This window comes from Streptomyces sp. AK010 (assembly GCF_014207295.1).
GTDB lineage: Bacteria > Actinomycetota > Actinomycetes > Streptomycetales > Streptomycetaceae > Streptomyces > Streptomyces massasporeus.
In genome coordinates this window covers 52,447-70,312 of sequence record NZ_JACHCX010000010.1, presented here as the reverse complement: position 1 = coordinate 70,312, position 17,866 = coordinate 52,447, and the positions used below count along the sequence as shown (strand labels likewise).

18 protein-coding genes and 1 pseudogene are annotated in these 17,866 nt (G+C 72.1%); 7 read left to right on the top strand and 12 right to left on the bottom strand.

The window, feature by feature from the left end:
- Window positions 1-66 precede the first annotated feature (66 nt).
- Both HDC93_RS20185 and HDC93_RS20180 read right to left on the bottom strand, forming a co-directional pair.
- Window positions 67-543 (bottom strand): MarR family transcriptional regulator, encoded by a 477-nt coding sequence (locus HDC93_RS20185; protein ID WP_185012284.1) that lies wholly within the window; start codon window positions 541-543, stop codon window positions 67-69.
- Complete coding sequence (locus tag HDC93_RS20180) at window positions 540-1,154, bottom strand: DJ-1/PfpI family protein (RefSeq protein ID WP_185012283.1); 615 nt, start codon at window positions 1,152-1,154, stop codon at window positions 540-542. Before HDC93_RS20180 ends, HDC93_RS20185 begins: the two co-directional genes overlap by 4 nt.
- Before the next feature lie 181 nt (window positions 1,155-1,335).
- Here HDC93_RS20180 and HDC93_RS20175 point away from each other — a divergent pair, with 181 nt between their 5' ends.
- The 3 genes from HDC93_RS20175 to HDC93_RS20165 all read left to right on the top strand — a co-directional run bounded on the left by HDC93_RS20175 (window position 1,336) and on the right by HDC93_RS20165 (window position 4,287).
- Window positions 1,336-2,691: an aspartate aminotransferase family protein gene (locus HDC93_RS20175; RefSeq protein ID WP_185012282.1), complete on the top strand. Its 1,356-nt coding sequence runs from the start codon at window positions 1,336-1,338 to the stop codon at window positions 2,689-2,691.
- Between the two features lie 122 nt (window positions 2,692-2,813).
- A complete protein-coding gene (locus HDC93_RS20170) occupies window positions 2,814-3,515 on the top strand; it encodes a GntR family transcriptional regulator (RefSeq protein WP_185012281.1) in 702 nt (233 codons plus the stop codon).
- 121 nt (window positions 3,516-3,636) lie between these two features.
- Window positions 3,637-4,287, top strand: coding sequence for a hypothetical protein (locus HDC93_RS20165; RefSeq protein ID WP_185012280.1), 651 nt, complete (start codon window positions 3,637-3,639; stop codon window positions 4,285-4,287).
- 29 nt (window positions 4,288-4,316) lie between these two features.
- On the opposite strand, the gene HDC93_RS20160 is transcribed toward HDC93_RS20165, so the two are convergent.
- On the bottom strand, window positions 4,317-4,610 hold the full coding sequence (locus HDC93_RS20160; RefSeq protein ID WP_031109636.1) for a hypothetical protein: 294 nt from the start codon (window positions 4,608-4,610) through the stop codon (window positions 4,317-4,319).
- Window positions 4,611-4,758: 148 nt separating this feature from the next.
- Complete coding sequence (locus HDC93_RS20155) at window positions 4,759-6,042, bottom strand: adenylosuccinate synthase (protein WP_185012279.1); 1,284 nt, start codon at window positions 6,040-6,042, stop codon at window positions 4,759-4,761.
- 185 nt (window positions 6,043-6,227) lie between these two features.
- Between HDC93_RS20155 and HDC93_RS20150 the strand changes: the two genes are divergently transcribed.
- Complete coding sequence (locus HDC93_RS20150; RefSeq protein ID WP_185012278.1) at window positions 6,228-7,109, top strand: diacylglycerol kinase family protein; 882 nt, start codon at window positions 6,228-6,230, stop codon at window positions 7,107-7,109.
- Between the two features lie 134 nt (window positions 7,110-7,243).
- On the opposite strand, the gene HDC93_RS20145 is transcribed toward HDC93_RS20150, so the two are convergent.
- Window positions 7,244-7,747, bottom strand: a complete 504-nt coding sequence (locus HDC93_RS20145; protein ID WP_185012277.1) for a GbsR/MarR family transcriptional regulator — start codon at window positions 7,745-7,747, stop codon at window positions 7,244-7,246.
- Window positions 7,748-7,820: 73 nt separating this feature from the next.
- On the opposite strand from HDC93_RS20145, the gene HDC93_RS20140 reads away from it, so the two are divergent.
- A complete protein-coding gene (locus tag HDC93_RS20140) occupies window positions 7,821-8,735 on the top strand; it encodes an ABC transporter ATP-binding protein (RefSeq protein WP_185012276.1) in 915 nt (304 codons plus the stop codon).
- Window positions 8,732-10,360: an ABC transporter permease gene (locus HDC93_RS20135; protein ID WP_185012275.1), complete on the top strand. Its 1,629-nt coding sequence runs from the start codon at window positions 8,732-8,734 to the stop codon at window positions 10,358-10,360. The genes HDC93_RS20140 and HDC93_RS20135 overlap by 4 nt, the downstream gene beginning before the upstream one ends.
- Before the next feature lie 160 nt (window positions 10,361-10,520).
- On the opposite strand, the gene HDC93_RS20130 is transcribed toward HDC93_RS20135, so the two are convergent.
- Window positions 10,521-11,726: a cytochrome P450 gene (locus HDC93_RS20130; protein ID WP_185012274.1), complete on the bottom strand. Its 1,206-nt coding sequence runs from the start codon at window positions 11,724-11,726 to the stop codon at window positions 10,521-10,523.
- 147 nt (window positions 11,727-11,873) lie between these two features.
- On the opposite strand from HDC93_RS20130, the gene HDC93_RS20125 reads away from it, so the two are divergent.
- Window positions 11,874-12,251, top strand: a complete 378-nt coding sequence (locus HDC93_RS20125; RefSeq protein WP_185012273.1) for an SH3 domain-containing protein — start codon at window positions 11,874-11,876, stop codon at window positions 12,249-12,251.
- A gap of 124 nt (window positions 12,252-12,375) precedes the next feature.
- On the opposite strand, the gene HDC93_RS20120 is transcribed toward HDC93_RS20125, so the two are convergent.
- The 6 genes and pseudogenes from HDC93_RS20120 to HDC93_RS20095 all read right to left on the bottom strand — a co-directional run bounded on the left by HDC93_RS20120 (window position 12,376) and on the right by HDC93_RS20095 (window position 17,786).
- Window positions 12,376-13,041: a response regulator transcription factor gene (locus HDC93_RS20120; protein ID WP_030846299.1), complete on the bottom strand. Its 666-nt coding sequence runs from the start codon at window positions 13,039-13,041 to the stop codon at window positions 12,376-12,378.
- Window positions 13,038-14,378, bottom strand: a complete 1,341-nt coding sequence (locus HDC93_RS20115) for a histidine kinase (RefSeq protein ID WP_311774586.1) — start codon at window positions 14,376-14,378, stop codon at window positions 13,038-13,040. Before HDC93_RS20115 ends, HDC93_RS20120 begins: the two co-directional genes overlap by 4 nt.
- Window positions 14,379-14,536: 158 nt before the next feature.
- Window positions 14,537-14,701: pseudogene (locus tag HDC93_RS38565) on the bottom strand (alpha/beta hydrolase); the annotation flags it as partial.
- On the bottom strand, window positions 14,702-15,565 hold the full coding sequence (locus HDC93_RS20105) for an alpha/beta hydrolase (protein ID WP_185012272.1): 864 nt from the start codon (window positions 15,563-15,565) through the stop codon (window positions 14,702-14,704).
- Between the two features lie 174 nt (window positions 15,566-15,739).
- Window positions 15,740-16,963: a kynureninase gene (gene kynU, locus HDC93_RS20100; RefSeq protein WP_185012271.1), complete on the bottom strand. Its 1,224-nt coding sequence runs from the start codon at window positions 16,961-16,963 to the stop codon at window positions 15,740-15,742.
- Window positions 16,956-17,786 carry a tryptophan 2,3-dioxygenase family protein gene (locus tag HDC93_RS20095; RefSeq protein ID WP_185012270.1) on the bottom strand — a complete coding sequence of 277 codons (831 nt, stop codon included), beginning with the start codon at window positions 17,784-17,786 and terminating at the stop codon, window positions 16,956-16,958. The genes kynU and HDC93_RS20095 overlap by 8 nt, the downstream gene beginning before the upstream one ends.
- Window positions 17,787-17,866 lie beyond the last annotated feature (80 nt).

The following is a 17,866-nucleotide window of genomic DNA, read 5'->3' as shown; positions in this document are numbered from 1 at the left end:
TCCCCCCACACGTGAGCAACAGATCGAGAATAGTGCCGGGGCGGGGCGGGGTGGCCTGGGCGAACTCTACGGTTCCGTAACAGGCGGCGGGGGCAGGCCGGGCAGCCCCACCTGGTCCAGCACCGTCGACAGCCGTTCGAGCAGCCGTACCGCCTCCGCCAGCTCCGCCTCGCCGAACGCCTCGGCCAGCCGGTCGGCGAACGCCGCGTGGCCGGGGTCGATCCGGGCGATCGCCGCACGTCCCTCGCCGGTCGGCGCGAGGAGCTTGGCCCGGCGGTGTGCCGGGTTCGGCCGGTACTCCGCGAGCCCCCGCTCCACCAGCAGGTCGGCGATGCGCTGGACGCTCTGCCGGGTGATGCCCATGGCGCGGGCGATGCCGGAGACCGGCAGCGGCTGCCCGAGGACCGCGCCGAGCACCTGCCACCAGGCGGCGGTGAGCCCGGCGGGCCGGGCCAGTTCCTCCGCGACGGCGAGGAACTGGCCGTTGAGCCTGAACACCCCGAGGGCGCTGCGGCTGAGCAGGTCCTGACGCTCGCGGGTCACAGTGCGCCGGCCTTCTCCAGCATCGCGTAGGCCGCCACGTCGGAGTCGTGGAACAGCCGGTACCAGGCGTCCAGCACCTCACCCTCGTAGACCCCGAGCAGCCGGAGGATCTCCCGGGCGAAGGCGACGGGCTCGGTGGGGCCCGCGGTGATCAGGGGGCCGTCGGTGACGGCGTCGGCCTCGACGTAGCGTGCGCCGCCCGCGTAGCCGGTCGCGGCCAGGTAGAAGGAGATCGCGCTGGTGTGGTCGCGGTCGTCGAGCAGGCCCTCGCGGGCGAGTCCGGCGGTGGCGCCGCAGATGGCGGCGACCGGGACGCCCGCGTCGAGGAAGGCCCTGGCCGTGCGGGCGAAGGGCGCGAGGTCGTCGGTGGTGTCCCAGAGGTCGGCGCCCGGCAGGATCAGCAGCGCGCTGTCCTCGGGGCGCAGGTCGTGCAGGGCCAGGCCGGGCTGGATGCACAGGCCTCCGACACTGCGCACGGGGGCGGTGGACGGGCCGACGGTCCGGATCTCGTGGCCGGTGCGGGCGAGCTGGGCCGTGGCGTGGCCGGTCTCCCAGTCCGCGAGGGTGTCGTAGACGGCGAGATGGACGGGCTTGCCGGTGGCGGTGTTCATGAATCCTCCTCGACCCCGTGCGCTTATGACAGCATTCTGTCGAGAAGGCAGCATGCTGTCAATAGTGTCGTCTCCCCCGGCCAACCGGCCGCCCACCTGGACAACCTGTCGGGGGGCCGCCGCCGACTCCAGACAGGCCGCCGATTTCACCGCCCTCTCCCCCGCACCTACGCTCGCCCGCATGACCCCTCAGCCGAACCCCGAAGCCGGTGCCTCCGTCAAGGCCGCCGACCGTGACCATGTGTTCCACTCCTGGTCCGCTCAGGAGCTCATCGACCCGCTCGCCGTCGCCGGTGCCGAGGGGTCGTACTTCTGGGACTACGACGGCCGGCGCTACCTCGACTTCTCCAGCGGGCTCGTCTACACCAACGTCGGCTACCAGCACCCGAAGATCGTCGCCGCGATCCAGGAGCAGGCCGCGAGGATGACGACCTTCGCGCCCGCCTTCGCCGTCGAGGCGCGGTCGGAGGCGGCCCGGCTGATCGCCGAGCGGACCCCGGGCGACCTGGACAAGATCTTCTTCACCAACGGCGGCGCCGACGCCGTCGAGCACGCGATCCGGATGGCCCGTCTGCACACGGGCCGCCCGAAGGTGCTCTCGGCGTACCGCTCGTACCACGGCGGCACCCAGCAGGCCGTGAACCTCACCGGCGACCCGCGCCGCTGGGCCTCCGACAGCGGCACGGCCGGGGTCGTGCACTTCTGGGCGCCCTACCTCTACCGCTCCCGCTTCTACGCCGAGACCGAGGAGCAGGAGTGCGCCCGGGCGCTGGAGCACCTGGAGACGACGATCGCCTTCGAGGGGCCCTCGACCGTCGCGGCGATCATCCTGGAGACCATCCCGGGCACGGCCGGGATCATGGTCCCGCCGCCCGGCTACCTCGCCGGGGTGCGGGAGCTCTGCGACAAGTACGGGATCGTCTTCGTCCTGGACGAGGTCATGGCCGGGTTCGGGCGGACCGGTGAGTGGTTCGCGGCGGACCTGTTCGACGTCACGCCCGACCTGCTGACCTTCGCCAAGGGCGTGAACAGCGGATACGTGCCGCTGGGCGGGGTCGCGATCTCCGGTGCGATCGCCGAGACCTTCGGGAAGCGCCCGTACCCCGGCGGCCTGACGTACTCCGGGCACCCGCTGGCGTGCGCCGCCGCCGTCGCGACGATCGGCGTCATGGCGGAGGAGGGCGTCGTGGAGAACGCCGCGCGGCTCGGCGAGTCCGTCGTCGGGCCGGAGCTGCGGGCGCTCGCCGAGCGGCACAGAAGCGTCGGCGAGGTGCGCGGCGTGGGCATGTTCTGGGCGCTGGAGCTGGTGCGCGACCGCGAGACGCGGGAGCCACTGGTGCCGTACAACGCGGCCGGCGAGGCGAACGCCCCGATGGCCGCGTTCGCCGCCGCCGCGAAGAAGGGCGGCCTGTGGCCCTTCGTGAACATGAACCGGACGCATGTCGTGCCGCCCTGCAACATCACCGAGGCGGAGCTCAAGGAGGGCCTCGCCGTGCTGGACGCCGCGCTGTCGGTGGCGGACGAGTACACCGGGTAAACACCTGTAAACCCGTCAGTAACCGGCATCCTCGCGTCCCGTTCGAACGCGTAAGGTGGCGTGCTCGTAGACATACATGTGCGCGCACGCCACCCGAACGCGACGAGGGAGACGCCCTGACCATGCCCGCCAGCTCCGGCAACGGCGCCGTGACGCGCAGCACCCTGCGCCAGCAGATAGCCGACGCCCTTCGTGACGAGGTGCTGGCCGGGCGGCTCCAGCCGGGGCAGGAGTTCACGGTCAAGGAGATCGCCGAGCAGTACGGGGTGTCCGCGACGCCGGTGCGCGAGGCGCTCGTCGACCTCTCCGCGCAGGGTCTCCTGGAGGCCGACCAGCACCGCGGCTTCCGGGTCCACGAGTACTCGGTCGACGACTTCCGCGGCATGATCGAGGCCCGCGGGCTGGTCGTCGAGGGCATGTTCCTCGCGCTGACCGAGGGGCGGTCCCATGCTGTACGCCCGGACGATCCCCGCTCAGCCGCCGTGGTCGCCGGGGTCCGCAGGCGCGGCGAGGAGGCGCAGCGGGCCGCCACCGCCGGTGATCTCACCGTCCTCATCGGCTACGACCTGCGCTTCTGGCGCGAGCTCGGCGCCTGCTTCGGCAACCCCTACCTCGCCGACTTCCTGCACCGGCTGCGTGTCCAGACCTGGGTGTGCGCGGTGCAGCACCTGCGGCGGCTCACCGATCTGCGCGGCGAGCTGTGGGCCGGCCACACCCAGCTGGTCGACGCGCTCATCGACCGCGACAACGACGCCGCCCGGGCGATCATCGCCGCGTACAACACGCACTCGCTCAGCCTGATCGAGCGGCTCGCCTCCCGGTGACCCGAGTCGCCGCTGTCCCTATGGGTATGGGACATGCACGGCGGGAGCCGTGACCGCGGCGCACCGCTACCCTTCTTGACCACCGTGCTACCCGACCACCGCGCTGAGCGAGGAGCCTTCTTTGGCCTGTGACCTGTGGCTGGTACCGCTCGTCGACGTGTTGTGCCACACGCCGGACAACCCCTTCGCCGAGGAACTCGCGCAATACAACAAGGTGCTCGCCGAGGCCGGTCTGCCGCCGGTGCCGGTGTACCAGTACATGCCGGGTCTGTCCGGCGAGGTCGCCCCGGTCGCGGGCTTCGACTACGACGCGCTGCACTTCCTGCGCCGGGCCTATCTGCTCCAGGTGTGCGGCCTGCCGATGACGCCCGTGGACGAACTCGGCGGCGATTACGAGCAGTTGCTGGAGATGTTCGAGTCGACGGCCCAGCAGTCGCACCTGGTCTGGCACTACGACCACGCGGGCGCCTACGTCCCGGTCGACTTCCCCAGCCCGCTCGCCGACGACGCACTCCTCGCCGGCGGCGGCCCGCTCGGCTCCTCGCACGCGCTGCTGCGGGAGCTGGAGGTGGTCGCCCCGGCCCTCGGCATCGACCCGGCCAACCCGCCGGCGGCCCCCCAGGCGCCGCTCGCCCCGACGGAGTTGGAGGAGCCCGCCGTGCCCGCCCCGTACGACCCGAGCCCGTTCGCCCGTGAACGGCACGTCTGGCTCGGCCTGCACGCGGCCGTGACCCGCAGTCTCGCCCAGGGGTCGATGATCGTCTTCAGCTGAGCCCGGTCGCCGCCGGCCGGGCCCGCGGCTCAGCGGCCCAGCTGGGAGAGGCCCTTCTGCACGTCCTCCATGTTCATCACGGGCGTGTAGGAGATCTCCGCGTCCAGCTGGAGGAAGAAGGGTTCACTGATGACCGGCATCTGCCAGCTGTCCTGCATGTCGAAGAACACGTAGGCGGTGCGCTTGCCGTGGTCGGTGGTGAAATAGGCCGCTTCGGGCTTGATCTGTTCCATCGACTCCTGGATCAGCTTCCCCAGGGTTCCGTTGCGGATGAGCTCGTTGGACTTCTCCGTGTCCATGCTCATCTTGAGCAGTACGCGCATCGTGGTCACCTTCTTCTGGTCGACGCACGTGGGGCTATGAATTCAGCGTATGCCGGTTCCCGGCAACTCTCCCTGCGACGGAACGCAGGCCGCCCCCCCGTGTGCACGGAGGACGGCCTGCGGACGCGGGGGCGGGGGCGGGGGCGGGTCAGATGAACGAGTTGATCTCGATCGTCTCGTCCCGGCCCGGGCCGACGCCGATCGCGGAGATCGGGGCGCCGGACATCTCCTGAAGCGCCTTCACGTACGCCTGGGCGTTCTTCGGCAGGTCACCGAAGGTCTTCGCCTTGGAGATGTCCTCGTTCCAGCCGGGGAGCATCTCGTAGACCGGCTTGGCGTGGTGGAAGTCGGTCTGGGAGTACGGGAGCTCCTCGACCCGCTTGCCGTCGATCTCGTACGCCACGCAGACCGGGATCTGCTCCCAGCCGGTGAGGACGTCGAGCTTGGTGAGGAAGAAGTCGGTCAATCCGTTCACGCGGGTCGCGTAGCGGGCGATGACCGCGTCGAACCAGCCGCAGCGGCGGTCACGGCCGGTGGTGACACCGCGCTCCCCGCCGATACGGCGCAGCGCCTCGCCGTCCTCGTCGAACAGCTCGGTCGGGAACGGGCCCGCCCCGACGCGGGTGGTGTACGCCTTGAGGATGCCGATGACCCGGCTGATCTTCGTCGGGCCGACACCGGCGCCGGTGCAGGCACCGCCCGCGGTCGGGTTCGACGAGGTGACGAAGGGGTACGTGCCGTGGTCGATGTCGAGGAGCGTGCCCTGGCCGCCCTCGAACAGGACGACCCTGTCCTCCTCCAGCGCCTGGTTGAGGACCAGGACGGTGTCGGAGACGTACGGCGCGAGCTTGTCGGCGTAGCCCAGCAGCTCCTCGACCACCTGCTCCACGGCGATCGCGCGCCGGTTGTAGAGCTTGGTGAGGACCTGGTTCTTGACGTCGAGGGCCGCCTCGACCTTCTGCGTGAGGATCGACTCGTCGTACAGGTCCTGCACGCGGATACCGACCCGGTTGATCTTGTCGGCGTAGGTCGGGCCGATGCCGCGGCCGGTCGTGCCGATCTTCCGCTTGCCGAGGAAGCGCTCGGTCACCTTGTCCACCGTCACGTTGTACGGGGTGATGATGTGCGCGTTTCCGCTGAGGAGGAGCTTGGACGTGTCGACGCCACGCTCGTTCAGACCGCTCAGCTCGGAGAGCAGGACCGACGGGTCGACGACGACGCCGTTTCCGATGACCGGCGTACAGCCGGGAGACAGGATTCCGGAAGGGAGGAGGTGCAGTGCATACTTCTGGTCACCCACGACCACCGTGTGGCCGGCGTTGTTGCCGCCCTGGTAGCGCACTACATAATCCACGGAGCCACCGAGAAGGTCGGTGGCCTTTCCCTTGCCTTCGTCACCCCACTGAGCACCGAGCAGCACAAGTGCGGGCACGCGCGTACACCCCTTCCGGGCGGGGCATGTCCATGGTCGAGGGCGAACGCGGCGGTGTACCACCGCGTGCACCGCGACCACCGTTGGCCGCCAACCGTCGGACCGGATGCCCCGGAATAGACGAAGCCCCTGGCGCAATAGCGCAAGGGGCTCTTGCACAAAGATGCTACCCGAGGAAGCGAGGCATGGCCGAGGTGGCGACTTCCGCGACGTCCGAGCAGTTGCTGGTGGTGGTCGATCCGGTCGCCCGTAGGTCGGACGGAGAGTCCGTCCGGATCGCGAAAGACGTGCTCGGAGCGGGTGCCGGCATGAAGCTGTGCCTGCCGGACGGGCCGGAGGAGTTCGCCCGGGCGCTGGCCCGGCGGGGCTCGCGGCGACCGGTGGTGGTGGGCGACGACCGGGCCCTGATCCGCGCGGTGGCCCTGCTGCACCGGCACCGGGAGCTGGCCGGATGTGCGCTGTCGGTGGTGCCGGTCGGGGGCGCGCTGTCCCTGGCCCGGTCGCTGGGGGTGCCGACGGGGACGGTTGCGGCGGCACGGGCGGTGCTCGACGGGGTCGAGCGGCGCATGGACCTGATGGTCGACGACAGCGACGGGGTGGTGCTCGGCGCGCTGCGGATACCCCCACTGCGGCCCGCGCCGGCCGGGACGGTCCTGGAGGGCACGCCGGACCCGGACGCGGTGCCGGGCCACCCGTGGCTGCGGACCTGCCAGTCCCTGGTCCGGACGCTGGTCCCGGCGGGCCGCCCGTTGCGGGTCGCCGCCGCGCCCGAGCCGGGGCCGTCCCGGCTGCGGGTCGAGGTGGACGGGCAGACGCTCGTCGACCTGGACCAGCCGGTGGAGGGCGTGTCGGTGGCTCCGGTCGCCGCGGGGATCGCGTCGGTGGAGGTCAGACCGGTGTCGGTGGGCGCGGAGGCCGCGCCTCTGCTGGCGCAGGGCCGGACGGTGACGGTGTCCGGGGCGCACTTCCGCTACCGCGCGGACACGGTGGTGTCGGGACCGGTGCGGACCCGGACGTGGGTGGTGCGGGAGGGTGCGTGGGGGCTGACGGTGCCGTCGGGGCGGTGAGTGGGCCTGGAAGACCGATGAAGGTCTTGCTCCGGCCGCCGGGATCGCCCCGGATCGCCGGTAGATGTCAATCGCCACGAACCGGTGCAAGCCGGGCGCAATTCCAAGATCTTCAGGACACTCCTAGGGGTGCCTTAGGGGCCCTCCGGCCCGAACGTCTTGTCGCGGTGCACCCGCCAGCGCTCCATCATCGCGAGGAGTTCACCGTCGAGGAACTCGAAGAACGCCAGCGTCTCGGACAGGCGGCGGCCGGCCGGGGTGCCGGCGCCGAGACTGGTGACGCCCTCGCGCAGGGCGCCCTCCCACCGCTTGAGGACGGCGTCGCGGTTGGTCAGGGCCTCGTACCACTGGTCGCCGTGCACCCGGTAGCGCTCCCGGCGCGAGCCCGGCTCCCGTTCGCGGGAGACCATGTGCGCCTGGGACAGGTAGCGCACCGCCCCGGACACCGCCGCGGGGCTGATCCGCAGCTGCTCCCCCAGCTCGGCGGAGGTCATCGAGCCCGCGTCGGAGGACAGGAGCGCGGCGAAGACCCGGGCGGGCATGCGCGTCATCCCCGCCTCGACGAGCTGCGCCGCGAAGGACTCCACGAACCTCGACACGACCTCCGCGTCCCGGCCGGTCCCGGCTGATTCCGTCATGACCTCATCCTATCCGAGATTCAGACGCTTCCTTAACTTCACAAATTTCTGAAAGAAGCGTACGTTCTGAAACATGACGAAGGCCATCACCGTCTCCGGACTGCACAAGTCCTTCGGGCGGACGCATGCTCTCGACGGGCTCGACCTGGAGGTCGCCGCCGGCGAGGTCCACGGCTTCCTCGGCCCCAACGGCGCCGGGAAGTCCACCACCATCCGGGTCCTGCTCGGCCTGCTGCGCGCCGACTCGGGCGCCGCGCAGGTCCTCGGCCGCGACCCGTGGACGGACGCGGTGGAGGTGCACCGCCGCATCGCCTACGTCCCCGGGGACGTCACGCTGTGGCGCAACCTCTCCGGCGGCGAGGTCATCGACCTCTACGGCCGGCTGCGCGGAGGGCTCGACGCGCGGCGCCGCAGGGAGCTGACCGAGCGCTTCGAACTCGACCCCACCAAGAAGGGCCGCACCTACTCCAAGGGCAACCGGCAGAAGGTCGCCCTGGTCGCCGCGTTCGCCTCGGACGTCGACCTGCTGATCCTGGACGAGCCGACCTCGGGTCTGGACCCGCTGATGGAGGAGGTCTTCCAGGCCTGCGTCGAGGAGGAGCGCGACCGGGGCCGCACGGTCCTGCTCTCCTCCCACATCCTCAGCGAGGTCGAGGAGCTGTGCGACCGGGTGAGCATCATCCGGGGTGGCCGCACGGTCGAGAGCGGTTCCCTCGCCGACCTGCGCCACCTGACCCGCACCAGCGTCGTCGCCGAGCTCGCGGGCCCGCCCGACGGCCTGGCGGAACTGCCCGGCGTGCACGATCTCGACGTGCGGGGGCACCGCGTCCGGCTCCAGGTCGACACCGACCGGCTGAACGCCGTCCTGCGGTCGCTGAGCGACTCGGGCGTACGGTCGCTGACGTCGACACCGCCCACGCTGGAGGAGCTGTTCCTGCGGCACTACCAGGAGGAGACGGCCGAGCCGGACGCGGCGGTGGCCCGGTGACCACGTTCGCGCTACGGCCCGGCAGTTCACGCCAACTGGCCGGCACGGGCATCCTGCTGCGGTTCGCCCTGCGCCGCGACCGGCTGCTGATCCTCGTATGGATCGCGGTGAACGCGCTGATGGTCCTGTCCATGCCGGGCACCCTGGAGGGCCTGTACAGCACCCCGGCCGAACGCGCCGACCTGGTCCGGCAGATGGAGACCAACGCCTCGCTGCGCGCGATGGTCGGCCCGGTCTTCGGCGACTCGCTGGGCGCCCTGACGGCCTGGCGCGTCGGCATCTACGCCGGAGCCCTGGCGGCCGTGATGAGCCTGCTGATCGTCGTACGGCACACCCGGGACGAGGAGGAGAGCGGCCGTCAGGAGCTGGTGGCGTCCGGGATGGTGGGCCGCCGGGCCTCCCTGACGGCGGCCCTGCTCGCGGCGGCGGTCGCGAACGGGGTCCTGGCGCTGCTGGTGAAGGCCGGGCTGGCCGGGCAGGGCACGACCGGCGCCCTGGCCCTCGGGCTCGGGATCGCCGCCGTCGGGATGGTCTTCGCCACGACGGCCGCGATCGTCGCGCAGCTGACGGAGAGCGCACGGCTGGCACGCGGCCTGACGGCGGCGGTGCTCGGAGCCGCGTTCGTCCTGCGCGCGGCGGGCGACTCGGCGACGGATGGGGGCACCTCCCAGGCTTTCGGCACTGGGGGAGGCTCGTCGGTCCTGACCTGGCTGTCACCGCTGGGCTGGCTGGAGAACCTGCGGCCCTACGCGTCCGAGCGCTGGTGGGTGCTGGCCCTGCTCGCCGGGGCGGTGGCCCTCCAGGGCGCGGCGGCCTACGGCCTGGCCGGCCGCCGGGACCTCGGCATGAGCTTCCTGCCGACCCGGCCGGGCCCGGCGTCCGGCCGCCTGGGCAGCGCGGGCGCCCTGGCCTGGCGGTTGCAGCGGGGCGGCGTGCTGGGCTGGAGCATCGGCTTCTTCCTGGCCGGGGTCGTCTACGGCGGCATGACCGACGGCGCGGCCGGCCTGGTGGGCGACAACGACAACGCCCGGCGCATCATCGAACGCATGGGCGGTCAGTCCGGCCTGACGGACGCGTTCCTGGCGTCGATGGTCGGGATGCTGGGCCTGATCGCGGCGCTGTACATCGTGGCGTCGGTGCTGCGCCTGCACGGCGAGGAGACCTCGGGCCGGGCGGAACCGGTGCTGGCGAACGCGGTGGGGCGGGTGCGGTGGACCGCCGGTCATCTGGTGATCGCCTTCGGCGGCGCAGCCCTGATCATGCTGCTGGCCGGGTTCGGCTTCGCCGTCGGCTACGGCAAGGAGACCGGCCCGATCCTGGCGGCGTGCCTGGTGCAGCTCCCGGCGGTGTGGGTGATCGGCGGGCTGGCGGTGCTGCTGCACGGGGTCCTGCCCCGGGCGGCCCTGGCGGCGTGGGGCGTCGCCGGGGCCGTGCTCCTGATCGGCTGGGTCGGGCCCGCGCTGGACGCGCCGCAGGCCGTGCTGGACGTCTCACCGTTCGGGCACCTGCCGAAGCTGCCGGGCGGCTCCATGCAGTGGGGGCCGGTGCTGGTGCTGACCGGGCTCGCGGTACTGCTGGTGGCCGGGGGGCTGGCGGGGTTGCGGCGGCGGGACATGACGATGTGAGCAGTACGGGTGCCGGTGTGACTGCGGGCGCGGCTGCGGGCACGGGCGCGGCTGCCGCTGCGGGCACGGGCACGGCTGCCGCTGCGGGCACGGGCACGGCTGCCGCTGCGGGCACGGGCACGGCTGCCGCTGCCGCTGCCGGCATCGGCGCGGGCGCGGGTCACCCCACCTCCACGGCCAGCCCCTCCAACCCCCTGATCACGAAGTTCGGCTTCCTCTCGGGCTCTGCGGCCAGTCGCAGCGTCGGGGCCCTCTCCAGCAGCGCCCCCATCGAGGCGGCCAGTTCGATACGGGCCAGTGGTGCGCCGATGCAGTAGTGGATGCCGGCGCTGAAGGAGATGTGGGGGTTGTCCGCGCGGGTGAGGTCGAGGGCGGACGGGTTCCGGAACACCGCCGGGTCGTGGTTGGCGGAGCCGAAGAGCATGGCGATCTCCGAGCCCCGCGGGATCGTCGTGCCGGCGATCTCGATCTCGTCCAGGACCCAGCGTTCGAACAGCTGGAGCGGGGTGTCGTAGCGCATCAGCTCCTCGATCGCGGAGGGGATGAGCGTGTGGTCCGCGCGCAGCAGCTCCAGCTGGGACGGGTTGCGGAACAGGGCGTACCAGCCGTTGACCGTGGCGTTCACCGTGGCCTCGTGGCCGGCGTTGAGCAGCAGCACGCAGGTGGAGATCATCTCCTGCTCGGTGAGCCGGTCGCCCTCGTCGTGGGCCTCGATGAGCCCGGAGATGAGGTCCTCACCCGGCTCCTTGCGGCGGGCCGCGATCAGGTCGCGCAGATAGTCGGAGAACTCGACCGACGCCCGGACGGCCCTGGCAGCCGTGTCCTCGGACGGGCTCAGCTCGTACATCCCGCAGATGTCCGCCGACCAGGGGCGCAGCGGGGCCCGGTCGAACTCAGGGATGCCGAGCATCTCGGCGATCACCGCGACGGGCAGGGGCTCGGCGACGTCCTTCAACAGGTCGCCGCCACCCGCCTCGACCAGCGCGGACACCAGGTCGTCGGCCAGGCCCCGCACATACGGCTTCAGCCGCTCCACCGTGCGCGGCGTGAACGCCTTCGACACCAGGCGGCGGATCCGGGTGTGGTCCGGCGGCTCCAGGTCGAGCATCCCGTGGTCGTTGAGCGTGTGGAACGGCTCGTGCTCCGGCGGGGGCGCCGAGCGGCCGAACTCCTCGTGCGTGAACCGGTGCTGGTACGTCCGGCCCAGGCGCCTCTCGCGCAGCAGTGCCGAGACGTCCGCGTGGTGCGGGACGAGCCACTGCCCGGTGGGCTCGAACCAGTGCACACGGCCCTGGGCACGCAGTTCGGCGTAGGCGGGGTACGGGTCGGCGAGGAACGCCGGGTCCCACGGGTCGAATGCAGCCATGCCGGGACGCTAGCTCCCGAACCCCCTCTCTGACCAGGGGTGTTCCTTCACATGGCAGGGACACGACGGAGACGATCCTGCGACATCAAGATCGTTGAGCTGGCCCGGCCGTGTGAACGGCACGAGTCTTCGCAAGAAAAGAACTTCATGACACCGCAGCGAGCCAAGCTCCGCGCCCGCGTCCCCGCCTGTCTGGCCGCCTCGGCCATGCCGGCCCTGTCGCTGTCCGCCGGCGTGGTCGCGGCCGTTGCCCCGGCCGCCACCGCCGCCGAGATGCCGTGCGAGCCGAACGTCTCCTACTACGTCTCCAAGAGCAGCGGCGTGAACTTCCGCACGGGCGCCGGCACCGGCTACGCGTCCAAGGGCATCCCGCACAAGAACGACCGGGGCGGGAAGCTCGCCACCAAGGGCTCCTGGATCAAGCTGCAGCTCGGCCGGAAGTCCAAGAGCGGACTGGCCAAGGGCAGCACCGGCTGGGTCTCCAAGTCCTACGTCAGCGACTGCACGCCGATGCAACTGGACTGACCCGTCCGCGTCACCCCGGGGCCGAGAGCCCGCGGGGCGACGTCCCCCGGCCGCCCGGACGACGGCCGCCCGGACGGCGGCTGTCCGAGCCGAGCCGTCCCGCACGGCCCGACCGAGGCCGGGGCTATCCGGGCGTCACCAACCGCGCCTCGTAGGCGAACACCGCCGCCTGGGTGCGGTCCCGCAGGCCCAGCTTCACCAGGATCCGGCTGACGTGCGTCTTGATCGTGGACTCGGCGACCACCAGCCGCTCCGCGATCTCCGAGTTCGACAGGCCCTGCGCGATGAGGACCAGCACCTCCGTCTCCCGCTCGGTGAGATCCCCGTAGGCGGCCTGCGCGGAGGGCATCAGGCGCGGCTTCTCGGAGAGCTTGGAGAACTCGGTGATCAGGCGCCTGGTCACCGAGGGGGCCAGGAGCGCCTCCCCCGACGCCACCACCCGCACCCCGTCGGCGAGCTGGCGGGCCGAGGCGTCCTTGAGGAGGAAGCCCGAGGCGCCCGCGCGCAGCGCCTGGTACACGTACTCGTCGAGGTCGAACGTGGTGAGCACCAGCACCTTCGCCGCGCCGTCGGCGGCGACGATCTCGCGGGTCGCCTCGATGCCGTTCAGCTCGGGCATGCGGATGTCCATCAGCACCACGTCCGGGGCGAGCTCGCGCACCTTGGCGACGGCCTCGCGGCCGTTCACCGCCTCGCCGACGACCTCGATGTCCGGCATCGCGTTCAGAAGAACCGAGAAGCCCTCACGCACCATCATCTGGTCGTCCGCGATCAGGACCCGGATGGTCATGCGTCGTCCTCGCCCGGCAGGGCGACCGGCAGGAACACCGTCACCTCGTATCCCCCGTCGTCCGTGCCGCCGGCCGTCATCTCGCCGGTCAGCATCGTCACCCGCTCCCGCATGCCCGTGATGCCGTGCCCGGCGCCGGGCGAGGGCTTGACGAGGCTCGGATCGGGCGGCGGGTCGTTGACCACGCGCAGCCCCAGGCCGCCGAGCACGTACCCGATCTCGACCCGGGCGGTGGCCCCCGGCGCGTGCCGCAGGGTGTTGCTCAGGGCCTCCTGCACGATGCGGTACGCCGACAGCTCCACGCCCTGCGGCAGCTCCCGCACCGCGCCCGTCACCGTCTTCTCCACGGTCAGCCCGGCCTCCCGGACATTGGCCAGCAGGCCGTCGAGGTCGGCGAGCGTGGGCTGCGGGGCGTCCGGGACCTGGTAGTCCTCGGCGCGGACGACGCCGAGCACCCGGCGCAGTTCGGTCAGGGCCGCCACCGCGTTCTCCCGGATCGTGGCGAACGCCTTCTCCAGCTCCGGCGGCGGGTTCTCCACCCGGTACGGCGCGGCCTCCGCCTGGATGGCGACGACCGACATGTGGTGGGCGACGACGTCGTGCAGCTCGCGGGCGATGGTGGTGCGCTCCTCCAGCAGGGTGCGGCGGGAGCGCTCGTGCGCGGTGACCGTCTGCTGGGCGGTGACCTCCTGCTCGGCGTGGCGCCGGATGTGCCAGACGGTGACGCAGAGCAGGACCAGGGCCGATATGACGAGCATGGGGCCGGAGTTGCTGCCGTACATGTAGGTCGGGCCGACGCCGGAGTCCGCGATGAGCGCGTACACCAGCGTCAGTGCCCACATCCACGCGGCCGTGCGCGGCCGGGTGCGCATCGCCACGACCGTCAGCACGGTCAGATGGCAGGCGAAGCTGCCGGCCGCCCAGGGCCATTCGCCCCAGTGGCTGCCGAGCACGGCAGCCAGCGGGGTGGAGACCATGGACGCCCAGAACGCGCCGACGGGCCGCACCATGGTCAGCAGCACGGGAATCGCGCAGAGCGGACCCAGCAGGAGAGGCGGACCGCCCGAGTCGACCGCGGCGAGCGCGAAGGTGATCAGGGCCGCAGCGGTGATCACGGCGTGCGGGAGCCACGCCGCGTACTCCCGCAGCCGGCCCGGCAGCCGCCGGACGACCCACCCGTCCGTGCGCCGGGCCGGCAGCGGCCGGTAGGCGAACGCGTCCTGGAAGAGGTCCTGCCTCAGGCCCCGCAGAAAGTCCACCGCCACCCGGTACTCCGGACTGCGGGGCTTGGCCCGGTCCCCCGGCGGCGTGGTCTGCATGTGAGTCGTCTCGGTCACGTACAGAACGGTAGGCGCACCCCCGGGTCCGGGTCGTCCCCAGTGAGAGGGGTTCCTGCCCGTCCCTCTCAGGTACTACGGGGCCGACCAGGCGCGATCGGCGCCGCCCCTCAGTAGCCCGACGGCCGCACCAGCCCCGACTCGTAGGCGAACACCGCCGCCTGGGTCCGGTCCCTGAGGGGGCCGTAGGTGTCGAGGCCCGTGTCGGAGCCGGGGACGAGGACGGCGACGCGGTCGGCCCGGTCGAGGTCGCCGAGGACCTCTGTCACCCGGCCGGAGCCGCGGCCGTCGAAGTGCAGCCGGCCAAGGCCGCGCGGCGGTGCTCACCAGGCCAGCTGCGCGATCTCCTCCACGACCACCGCGCACGCGTCCGCCGCCGGGTCGATGAGCGGGAAGTGCCCCACGTCCTCCAGCAGCGTCACCCCCACCATCTCTCCGGCCTTCGCCGCCGCCTCCGCGTACGAATCGGCGACGGCCTGCGGCACATCGAGGTCCGTGCGGCCCTGGACGAGGGTGGTGGCGATGCCGGTGGGCAGCAGCAGCGCCGGGTCCGCGTACGGTCGGCGCTCCGCGAAGTTCTCGTCCCCGCCCAGGAGTTGACGCGCGGCGCCCCCGCACACGTCCAGCTTGTCGGCGATCGCGAGGTCGGCGATCGGGGCGAGGGCGACGACGCCGCGCAGCGTCGCCGGGCTGCCGCCCCGCCAGGGCGAGTCGGCCGGCAGGACGTGCCGGGCGGCACCCCACAGCGCGAGATGCCCGCCCGCCGAGTGGCCGGTGAGGACCGTACGGCGCGGGTCGGCCTGCGGCAGCAACTCCCGTACCAGCGCCGGGAGGGCGTCCAGCGCCGCGGCGACGTCGTCGAAGGTGTCGGGCCAGCGGCCGGCGACGGAGTCGTCGGCGCCGCCGCGCCGGTACTCGGCACTGGCCACGGCGAACCCGCGGCGGGCGAGGAAGTCCGCGAAGGGGCTGATGTGGCGCCGGTCGTAGGGGGCCCGCCAGGCACCGCCGTGCAGGACGAAGACGACCGGGGCGGGCCCGGGGCCGCCGGCCCGGCGCGGGGCGAAGAAGTCGATCACCTGGTCGGGGTGGTCGCCGTAGGCCGCGGTGGCGTCGGGGTCGACGGGCGCGTGGGAGAAAGCCGACTTCTCCTCGGCAGCGGCCCGTGCTGCTGCGACGTCGTCCGTCATGCTCCAACCTTCCAGCGATGAACCGTACGCGGCGGGCCAGTTGAGGGGGCCAGCCGTTGGCCGGGACGGTACCAGGCGCGTGACATGCGCGGACATGCGGATGTCACGCTCGGTGAAGACCGGACGGGCACCGCGGGGCCGGGACACCACCGGGCGTCCCGGCCCCGCCGCCGCTCAGGCCAGCGTCTGCGCCAGCACCCGCGCCGCCCGCTCCACGTCGGCGAAGGCGACGTACAGCGGCGTGAAACCGAAGCGCAGCACGTCCGGCGCCCGGAAGTCGCCGACCACTCCGCGCTCGATCAGCCGTTTCATCACGTCACCGGCGATGGGGGCACCTCCCTGCTCGAACGAAGTCGAGAGCTCGGGGGAGCAGCGCAGGGCGATCTGGCTGCCCCGCTCCTCATGCGGCAGCGGCGTCACACACTCCACCCGGCCCTCGGGCACATACGCCGCCACGCACTGAAGGAAGAAGTCCGTCAGCGCGAGGGACTTGGCCCGCACCGCCTCGACCGACACCCCGTCCCAGACCTCCAGGGCCGCCTCCAGGGCGAGCATGGAGAGGATGTCGGGCGTGCCGACCCGGCCGCGCAGGGCACCGGGGGCCGGTTCGTAGCCGGTACGCATGCCGAAGGGCTCGGCGTGCGAGTTCCACCCGGGCAGCGGCGAGTCGAAACGGTCCTGGAGCTCCCGCCGCACATACAGGTACGCGGGTGAACCGGGCCCGCCGTTCAGGTACTTGTAGGTGCAGCCGACCGCGAGATCCACGCCGTGCTCGTCCAGCCCTACCGGCAGCGCGCCCGCGCTGTGGCACAGGTCCCAGACGGCGACCGCGCCCGCCTCGCGCACGGCGGCCGTCAGACCGGGCAGGTCGTGCAGCCGGCCGGTGCGGTAGTCGACGTGGTTGAGCAGGACGGCGGCGGTGCGCTCGCCCAGCGCGCCCGGCACGTCCGCCGGTGCCACGGGCCGCAGGGTGCGGCCGGTCATGCGGGCGGCGGACTCGGCGATGTACCCGTCGGTGGGGAAGGTCGTCGCGTCGACGAGGAGCTCGTCACGGCCCTCCCCGGCCATCCGCACCGCGCCCACCAGCGCCTTGAAGACGTTGACGCTGGTGGAGTCGCCCACGACGATCTGCCCGGGCGCCGCCCCGACCAGCGGGGCGATCCGGTCGCCGATCCGCTCGGGCGCCGTCCACCAGCCGCTCTCCTCCCAGGACCGGATGCGCAGCTCGCCCCACTGGCGGCGTACGACGTCCTCCACCCGGCCGGGCACCACGGCGGGCAGCGCGCCCAGCGAGTTGCCGTCGAGGTAGACGACGTCATCGAGGACGAACTCCTCGCGCTTGCCGCCCAGTTCATCGACGGCGTCCAGCTTCTCCGCCACGATGGCCAGGTCAGACATAGGACCGCGCCGTCCACAGCTCGGGGAACACGTTCTTCTGCGCGCGCTTCTCCAGCCAGGCCACCCCGGCGGAGCCGCCCGTGCCGGTCTTGGCGCCCATCGCACGGCGGGTGGCGACCAGGTGGTCGTTGCGCCAGCGCCACACCAGCTCGGCGACGTCGCTCAGCGCCTCGCCCAGCCGGGCGACCTCGTCGCTCTCGTCGCCCGAGTAGACGGCCGTCCAGGCCGCCTCGACCTGCGGCGACGGCTCGTAGCGCCGCGAGACGTCGCGCCGCAGCACCGCCTCCGGGATGTCGTGCCCGCGCCGCGCCAGCAGCCGCACGACCTCGTCGTACAGGCTCGGCTCGTGCAGCGCCTTCTCCAGCTCGGCGTGCACCCGCGGTGCGCCCCGGTGCGGGACGAGCATGGACGCGGACTTGTCGCCGAGCAGGAACTCCATGCGCCGGTACATCGCCGACTGGAAGCCGGATCCCTCGCCGAGGGCGCTGCGGTACGAGTTGAACTGGGCCGGCGTGAGCTGGGCGAGCGGCTTCCAGGAGTGGTTGAGCGCCTCCAGTTCGCGGACGGACCTCTTGAGCGCGTGGACGGCGGTCGGGATGTCGTCACCCCGGAGCGCGCCCGCGGCCGTCTCCCACTCGTGGACGATGACGGTGAACCACAGCTCCATCACCTGGGTCGTCACCAGGAAGACCATCTCTCCGGGATCGTCGGAGAGGGTGTGCTGGAGGTGGGTGAGTACGTCTGCCTTGACGTAGTCCTCGTACGGCGTCGTGCCGTGGAAGTCGAGATGCGGGGTCTCGGGCTCGTGAGCCTCGTGGGACATCGCTGTCTCCTGCGTATAACTCCGGGTAGCGGTCCGCCCCTGCCGAATCCGACACGGGGGCCCCGGTCCCCGAGGGCATC

What these genes read in the sequence shown, in the direction of transcription:
- HDC93_RS20120 (WP_030846299.1), bottom strand. Translation starts at nt 13,041, where the DNA reads ATGACCATCCGGGTCCTGATCGCGGACGACCAGATGATGGTGCGTGAG.
- HDC93_RS20180 (WP_185012283.1), bottom strand. Translation starts at nt 1,154, where the DNA reads ATGAACACCGCCACCGGCAAGCCCGTCCATCTCGCCGTCTACGACACC.
- HDC93_RS20145 (WP_185012277.1), bottom strand. Translation starts at nt 7,747, where the DNA reads ATGACGGAATCAGCCGGGACCGGCCGGGACGCGGAGGTCGTGTCGAGG.
- HDC93_RS20130 (WP_185012274.1), bottom strand. Translation starts at nt 11,726, where the DNA reads ATGGCTGCATTCGACCCGTGGGACCCGGCGTTCCTCGCCGACCCGTAC.
- HDC93_RS20125 (WP_185012273.1), top strand. Translation starts at nt 11,874, where the DNA reads ATGACACCGCAGCGAGCCAAGCTCCGCGCCCGCGTCCCCGCCTGTCTG.
- HDC93_RS20150 (WP_185012278.1), top strand. Translation starts at nt 6,228, where the DNA reads ATGGCCGAGGTGGCGACTTCCGCGACGTCCGAGCAGTTGCTGGTGGTG.
- HDC93_RS20105 (WP_185012272.1), bottom strand. Translation starts at nt 15,565, where the DNA reads ATGACGGACGACGTCGCAGCAGCACGGGCCGCTGCCGAGGAGAAGTCG.
- HDC93_RS20170 (WP_185012281.1), top strand. Translation starts at nt 2,814, where the DNA reads ATGCCCGCCAGCTCCGGCAACGGCGCCGTGACGCGCAGCACCCTGCGC.
- HDC93_RS20175 (WP_185012282.1), top strand. Translation starts at nt 1,336, where the DNA reads ATGACCCCTCAGCCGAACCCCGAAGCCGGTGCCTCCGTCAAGGCCGCC.
- kynU (WP_185012271.1), bottom strand. Translation starts at nt 16,963, where the DNA reads ATGTCTGACCTGGCCATCGTGGCGGAGAAGCTGGACGCCGTCGATGAA.
- HDC93_RS20140 (WP_185012276.1), top strand. Translation starts at nt 7,821, where the DNA reads ATGACGAAGGCCATCACCGTCTCCGGACTGCACAAGTCCTTCGGGCGG.
- HDC93_RS20095 (WP_185012270.1), bottom strand. Translation starts at nt 17,786, where the DNA reads ATGTCCCACGAGGCTCACGAGCCCGAGACCCCGCATCTCGACTTCCAC.
- HDC93_RS20160 (WP_031109636.1), bottom strand. Translation starts at nt 4,610, where the DNA reads ATGCGCGTACTGCTCAAGATGAGCATGGACACGGAGAAGTCCAACGAG.